At 69.7% G+C, this 7,134-nt stretch carries 7 protein-coding genes; all 7 read left to right on the top strand.

From position 1 onward, the window contains the following. The first annotated feature begins 83 nt into the window (after positions 1–83). A complete protein-coding gene (locus AC5LSR_RS00655) occupies positions 84–944 on the top strand; it encodes an MlaE family ABC transporter permease (RefSeq protein ID WP_250283934.1) in 861 nt (286 codons plus the stop codon). A 13-nt stretch (positions 945–957) separates the two neighbouring features. Continuing rightward, positions 958–1,830, top strand: a complete 873-nt coding sequence (locus tag AC5LSR_RS00650; RefSeq protein ID WP_250283933.1) for an ABC transporter permease — start codon at positions 958–960, stop codon at positions 1,828–1,830. A gap of 28 nt (positions 1,831–1,858) precedes the next feature. Then, positions 1,859–2,689, top strand: coding sequence for an ABC transporter ATP-binding protein (locus tag AC5LSR_RS00645; protein ID WP_250283931.1), 831 nt, complete (start codon positions 1,859–1,861; stop codon positions 2,687–2,689). A gap of 6 nt (positions 2,690–2,695) precedes the next feature. Beyond that, positions 2,696–3,922, top strand: a complete 1,227-nt coding sequence (locus AC5LSR_RS00640; RefSeq protein WP_250283929.1) for an MlaD family protein — start codon at positions 2,696–2,698, stop codon at positions 3,920–3,922. Further along, positions 3,919–5,391, top strand: coding sequence for an MlaD family protein (locus AC5LSR_RS00635; protein WP_250283927.1), 1,473 nt, complete (start codon positions 3,919–3,921; stop codon positions 5,389–5,391). Before AC5LSR_RS00640 ends, AC5LSR_RS00635 begins: the two co-directional genes overlap by 4 nt. After that, on the top strand, positions 5,391–6,680 hold the full coding sequence (locus AC5LSR_RS00630) for an MlaD family protein (RefSeq protein ID WP_250283926.1): 1,290 nt from the start codon (positions 5,391–5,393) through the stop codon (positions 6,678–6,680). Before AC5LSR_RS00635 ends, AC5LSR_RS00630 begins: the two co-directional genes overlap by 1 nt. A 9-nt stretch (positions 6,681–6,689) precedes the next feature. After that, positions 6,690–7,134: MlaD family protein (locus tag AC5LSR_RS00625; protein ID WP_493468057.1), on the top strand; the 445-nt coding region annotated here is incomplete at its 3' end.

The following is a 7,134-nucleotide window of genomic DNA, read 5'->3' as shown; positions in this document are numbered from 1 at the left end:
GGTGCCGACAGCCGTGGTGGTGCCGTCAGCGTCAGCCGCGGGCGCGGTGGCCGCGTCGGCGCGCGGTCGGCGGGTGAGCGCGCATGAGCGTGCCGGCCGCGGCCGCCCCGTCGGTTCCCGGCACCCGCCGCCGGGTGCGCAGGAACAAGGCGCCGAAATGGGTTGGCGCCGTCCGCCGGCCGCTGCAGCAGGGCGGGGAGATGGTGCAGCTGGCCGGGCAGGTCTTCGGCAGCGCCATCCGTCACCCCGTCGGCTACTGGGGCGCCGTGCGCGACCAGATGTTCGACATCCTCAAGCTGTGCTGGATACCGATGATGGTGTCCTGCACGGCGTTCGGCTTCGGCGCGCCGGGCCTGCAGGGCGGCAACCTCTTCCTGCTCTTCGGCATCCCCGAACGTCTCGGCTCCTTCTTCATCATGGCCAGCGTCCGCGAGTTCGCCCCGTGGATCAACGCGATGGTGGTCGCCGGTGTCATGGGCACCGCGATGACCGCGGACCTCGGCGCCCGCCGGATCCGTGAGGAGATCGACGCGATGGAGGTGCTCGGCGTCGATCCCATCCGTACCCTGATCGTCCCACGGGTGCTGGCGATCACGCTCATGACCGGGCTGCTCGACCTGGTCGCGCTCGCGTTCGGCGTGCTCGGCGGCTACCTGGCCTCGGTGTGGGTGCTCGGTGCCAACAGCGGCGCGTTCTTCGAGAACTTCTTCGCCAACGCCACCGTCACCGACGTGTGGGCCAGCGTCGCGAAAACGACGATCTTCGGCCTGCTCATCGGGGTCGTGTGCTGCTACAAGGGCCTGCACACCCAGGGCGGGCCGATCGGCGTGGGACGCGCGGTCAACCAGGCCGTGGTCATCTCCTTCGCCGCCATCTGGATCTTCAACTACGTCTTCACGACCATCTTGCTCGGGCTCAACCCCGACATGCAGGTCTTCAAGTAAGGGCCGAACGATCATGACCACATCAGTGGACGAGTTCGACCGGCGCGGGCAGCCGCGTGTCGCGGCGCCGAAGCCGCAGGATACCGTGATCACGCTGGGCGGTATGCAGCGCGGGGTGAAACAGGCCGTCACCACCGGTGGCGAGATCGCCCAGTTCTCGGCCCGGACCATCCGCGACTTCGGCGACATCCGTCACTACACCTCGGAGGTCTTCCACCAGGCCGGCATCCTGATCCTGTCCAGCGGCCTGATCATCTGGTCGATGCAGTTCATCATGGGGATGCAGTGCGGGCTGGAGGCCAGCTACACCCTCAAGCAGATCGGCGCCCCGCTGTACTCGGGCATTTTCAACGCCTACTGCTCGCTGCGCGAGATGGCGCCGTACATGTACGGCTACATCTTCGCGGCGAAGGTCGGCTGCGGGCTGGTCGCCGAGATCGGCTCGATGCGGATCGCCGACGAGATCGACGCCATGGAGGTCATGGGCGTCCGGTCGCGCAGCTATCTGGTCGGTACCCGGATCATGGCCGCCTGGATAGCGATGCCGTTCCTGTTCACGGTCGGGCTCGGCCTCATGTACATATCGATGTACCTGGTGACCGTCGTGCAGCTGGGCGGGGTGTCCGCCGGCGGCTACAACTACATATTCTGGCTCTACCAGAATCCGCTCGACTTTCTCTTCTCAATGATCAAGATGTTGTCGATGGGCACGACGATCGTGTTCGTCAGTTGTTACTACGGCTACACCGCCAGCGGTGGATCCGTCGGGGTCGGCAAGAACACCGCGAAATCGATGATGCTGAACATGGTCCTCATCCATGTCATCGGGCTGCTCACCACGCAGCTTTTCTGGGGGCTCAGTCCCAACGCCCCGATCGCGAACTAGCGCCGACTGGTAGCCGTCAGGAGGACAAGTGCCTACGCAGAATTCTGCCGAGATCATCCCTGGGATGTCGCTGCCCGAGCCGGGGCTGCCGGACCCCGACCGTCGCGTGCACAGCATGGAAGTACGCAACGTGCACAAGGCGTTCGGTGACTTCCGCGTGCTCCAGGGGCTGAACCTGAACTTCGTGGACGACGCGATCACCACGATTCTCGGCCCGTCCGGTACCGGCAAGAGCGTTATGATCAAGCATCTTGTCGGGCTGCTCGCACCCGACGCCGGTGAGGTCCTCATCTTCGGCCAGGACATCTGGCGGATCTCCGAGCGCGAGCGCTACGAAATACGCAAGCGGTTCGGCGTGCTGTTCCAGGACGGCGCGCTGTTCGGGTCGATGAACATCTACGACAACACCGCCTTCCCGCTGCGCAAGCACACCGACATGTCCGAGCCCGAGATCTCCGACATCGTGCTGGAGAGGCTCGCCGAGGTGGGCCTGGAGCGGTCGCTGACCAAGTATCCGAGCGAGGTCTCCGGTGGTATGCGCAAGCGCGCCGGTTTCGCGCGGGCACTGGTGATGAACCCGGACATCGTGCTGTTCGACGAGCCGGACTCCGGTCTGGACCCGGTACGCACGAGCCTGCTCAACGACCTGATCCTGGAAATGCACAGCCGGCACAAGGGCACCTACATGCTGGTGACCCACGACATCCGCACGGCGCGCAAGGTCAGCGACTACGTGGGTGTGATCTGGAAGGGCAAGGTCATTCACTACGGCGAGACCGAAGAGGCCTTCAACTCCGACAACCCGTTTGTCCGGCAGTTCCTGTCCGGCGAATCGGCCGGGCCCCTGGGAATGGACTGACAGAGGATGAGAAGGATCGGGCTGGTCGCGCTGGCCGCCGTGGCCGTGGTGGTCGCGAGCGGCTGGACGCTGTTCGGCAACGACTACCGGGTCGGGGTGCTGCTGGGGTCGGCGACCAACATTGTCAAGGGCGGCTCGGTGATGGTGAACGGCTTCGAGGCCGGCTCCGTCTCCGATATCAAGGTCAAGGACGGCAAGGCGTACCTCGAGCTCACCCTCGACTCCGGCCATGCGCCGCTGCACTCCGGCGCGACCGTCTCCGTCGCATGGAAGGCGCTGCTGGGGGAGCGGCTGGTGGAGGTCCACGACGGGCCGTCGGGCAGCCCGCGGATCCCGTCCGGGGGGATGCTCGAGGGGACGATGGACCAGCCGATGGAGCTGGACCAGATCCTCAACGCGCTCGATCCTGAGACCCGCGCCCACCTGTCGTCGCTGGTACGCGAGCTCGACGGCACACTGCGCGGCAACGAGCAGGACGTCCAGGCCACCGTGCGGTCGGCCGGCCCCGCGCTGTCCGCCGTGGGCCAGGTGCTCAAGGGGATCGGCACCGACGGCCCGGCGATCAAGAACCTGGTCGTCACCCTGAACCAGCTGACCGGCACGCTCGCGGCCCGCGACGACAACCTGCGCGGCGTCATCAACGACCTGACGCACCTGACCTCGGTGGTGGCCGGGCAGCGCCAGCAGCTGTCGACGTCGTTGCAGAAACTGCCCGGCACGCTGGACCAGGCGAACAGCACGCTGGCCGTGGTACCCGGGGTCGCGGACAAGGCCGTGCCGCTGCTGAACGACCTGCGTCCCGCGACCGAGAAGCTGCCGCCGGTGTCGCGCAACCTCCGGCCGCTGCTCGCGGACCTGCGCCCGGTCATCGCCGACCTGCGCCCGACCCTGGTGGCTGCGGACGAGCTGCTGGACATCACACCCGGGCTGCTCGACCAGGCGCACGCCGCCGTGCCCGGGGTCACCGCCGCGACGGACTACCTGCAGCCGGCGTTCGCCTTCCTGCGCCCGTACACACCGGAGGCGGTGTCCTTCCTCAGCCAGTGGGGGTCGTCCTTCGCCAACTACGACGCCAACGGCCACTACGCGCGAGGCCACATCCAGGCCAGCGTCGCCAGCCTCGACAACAACCCGGGCGTGCTCGTGCCTGGTCTGCGCAACGACCCCTACCCGTTGCCCGGCGCCATCGGCAACCAGCCCTGGACCGACGCCTTCGGGAGCAGCGCTCGATGACGAACCCGAGAAGGACGAGCCCGAGAAGAAGGAACCTGGCGCCCAGCCGCAGCCGCAGCCGCGGGCCGCTGCCGCGGCTGGTCGGGGTCGCGCTGGTGACGCTGCTGGCCACCGCCGCCACGACCACCGGGCTGGTGGCGAACGGCAGCCCGTCCAGCTGGGTGGTGCACGCGAGGTTCAACGACGCCAGCCCGCTGCTGACGGGCAACGAGGTCAAGCTGAAAGGCGTCAAGGTCGGCCGGATCGCGGGCATGCGGGTGGACCCGGACGGCCACGCGGACGTGACGATGGAGCTCGACCCGGCCGCGATGCCGCTGCACACCGACGCCCGGCTGACCGTGCGTCCGCTCAGCCTGCTCGGCGAGCGCTTCCTGGAACTCGACCAGGGCAGTCCGGCCGCGCCCGCGCTGCCGCGCGGAGGTGTGATCCCGGCCACGCAGACCGGGCGGAACACCGACCTCGACGAGGTGCTCAACACCATCGACGAGCCGACCGGCGAGTCCCTGGCCGCGCTGGTGACCGTGCTCGGCGAGGGCCTGCAGGGCAACGGCGGCAACATCGACGACGCCGTCCGGGCGCTCGCGCCGGCGATGCGCGACACCGGCTCCCTGGCGAAGGTGCTCGACGAGCAGAACACCCTGCTGAACAACCTGGTGGACAACGTCGAGCCGGTCGCGGACGCGCTCGCGCGCGACGGCGGCAGGACCCTCGACGACCTGGTCGGCTCCACCCAGCGGCTGCTGGGCACCACGGCGGCCAGGCAGCAGGTGCTCGAGCGGACCCTCGCGGAGCTGCCGGACACCCTCGCCAGCGCGCGGGCCACGCTCGCCGAGCTGACCTCGACGGCGACAGCCGCCGTACCGACCCTGCAGGCGATCCGTCCCACCACCGACAACCTCACCCGGATAAGCGCCGAGCTCGACCGGTTCGCCGCCACGGCCGACCCCGCGCTGGCGAGCCTGGACCCGGTGCTGGCGAAGGCACAGTCGCTGCTCGACGAGGCCAGGCCGGTGGTCAGCACACTGCGCCCCAGCGGGCCGGACACGGTGGCGGCCGCGTCCTCGCTCAAGCCGCTCGTCGGCGAGCTCAGCGACAACATCGTCAACGTCTTCAACTTCATCAAGTACTGGGCGCTGGCCACCAACGGCTCGGACGGGCTGTCGCACTACTTCCGCGGGATGGTCGTGGTCACCCCGGACATCCTCACCGGCCTGGTTCCCGGGCTCGGTTCCAACCTCGGCGTCGGCGGCTCACCGCTGCCCCTGACCAAGAATCCCAGTGGCCAGCCGCTCGACCCGGCGGTGACCGGGCCCCAGCAGCCGGGCGGCGGCCCGGCGGGGGGGACGGGCGGTGTCACCGGCATCCTCAGCGGCCTGCTCGCCCCCGCTCCGACCGCGGACGGCGGTGTCACCGGCCTCAACCAGCAACAGGAGAGTGGCATGCTCGGCTTCCTGCTCGGAGGCAGCTGATGGCAGGCGGGACGGCGGGCTGGGCACGCCAGCGCCCGCTCCTGATCGGCGCCGGACTGGTGGTGGCGTTCGCGCTTTCCATCTACGTCGCGCTCACCGCCAGCAGCGGACTGCCCGGTACGAGGGGGCGCACCGTGAAGGCGGCCTTCGACGAGGTCGGCTCGCTGCGCACCGGCGACGACGTCCGCATCGCCGGCGTCCGGGCCGGACAGGTCAGGGACGTCCGCATCGTCGACGGCAGACCGCTGGTCACCCTCGGGTTCAACAAGGGGCGCAGGATCTACCGCGACGCGTCGGCGCTGACCGCCACGGTGGCCGCGCGCTCCGCCCTGGGGCAGAAGTACGTGGACTTCCGGCCGGGCACGCCGGGCACCGGGGAACTGGGCCGCAACGAGATCATCCCGGCCTCGAAGACCGGGGACGCCCAGGAGCTCTCCGACGTGCTGCGGGTGCTCGACCAGCCCACCCGCGACGCCCTGGGCTCGACGCTGCGCGAGGCCGGCGGGGGAGCGGGCGGCCACGCCCAGGACTTCAAGGACGTCGCCGGCGCGCTGCCGCAGGAGCTGCCCGACCTCGCCACGGTCTCCCGGGCGCTGTCGGTGGACAACGGCGCGGACCTCACCGAACTGCTGCGCGCCGCCGACAGCCTGTCCCGGTCCTTCGAGGGGCACCAGCAGCAGCTGGCCGAACTGGTCGACCGGGTCAACACGACCCTGCAGGCGCTCGACGTCGACAACCAGGCCCCGCTCGGCGCCACCCTGGACAAGGCCCCGCAGACGCTGGCCGACGCCCGAGGCGCGCTCGACCAGCTGCGCGCACCGCTGGCCCGGACCGGCCAGGCGGTGACCAGCCTGCGGCCGGGCGCCGTCGCGCTCGGCAACGCCACCGAGGACGTCCGGGGCGTGCTGCGCGAGGGCGTGCCCCCGCTGGAGAAGGTCCCCGGCGTGGCGGGCCAGGCCGACCCGGTGGTGCCCCAGCTGACGAAGGTCCTCAGCGACGCGAAACCGCTGGCGCCGAAGCTGGTCCAGGCACTGAGCGACGCCCGGCAGCCGCTGGCGGCCGCCGCGCCGTACGCGCCGGAGGTGTCGCTGTTCTTCAGCTACATGACGGACGCGCTCTCCGACGGGGACGCCGCGGGGCACTGGCTGCGGATCTACCCGGTCATCGGCACCGAGACGGTCAGCGGCATCCTGCCGCTGCGGGATCCGCTCACCAACCGCAACGCCTACCCGGCCCCCGGACAGGCCGCCCGTGACAAGAGCACGTCGCTGCTCGGGAACCGGAGGTGAGGGGCTGACATGGCCGCGATCACAAGACGCCCACGTGTGACGCCGCTGCGGCTCGGGGTGCTGTTCATCATCGTCTCGCTGCTGGCCGGCCTGGCGTTGTTCAACAAGAACCGCATCCTCGTCACCCTGCGGTCCGGGGACAGCCTCGACATCAGCTTCGCCGCCGACAACCGGCTGGCGCCCTACCGCAGCCAGGTCAAGGTGGCGTTCGTACCGGTCGGCGTGGTCACCGGCGTCCGGGAGACCGACAACGGCGACGCGCGGGTCACGGTGAAGGTGGACGGGGACATCCGCGCCAAGCTCGGCTCCGAGCCGAGCGCGGTGATCCGCCCGACCACCCTGCTCGGCGGCAACTACTTCATCGACCTGGTCCCCGGTGGCCGGCCCGGCACGTTCACCGGCTCCATCCCGGTAGAGCGCACCAAGCTGCCGGTGGAGCTGGACAAGGTCGCCG

This window comes from Protofrankia sp. CiP1_Cm_nod4 (genome assembly GCF_982290645.1).
The sequence above is the reverse complement of the archived record's forward strand: the minus strand, read 5'-3'. Positions and strand labels throughout refer to the sequence as shown.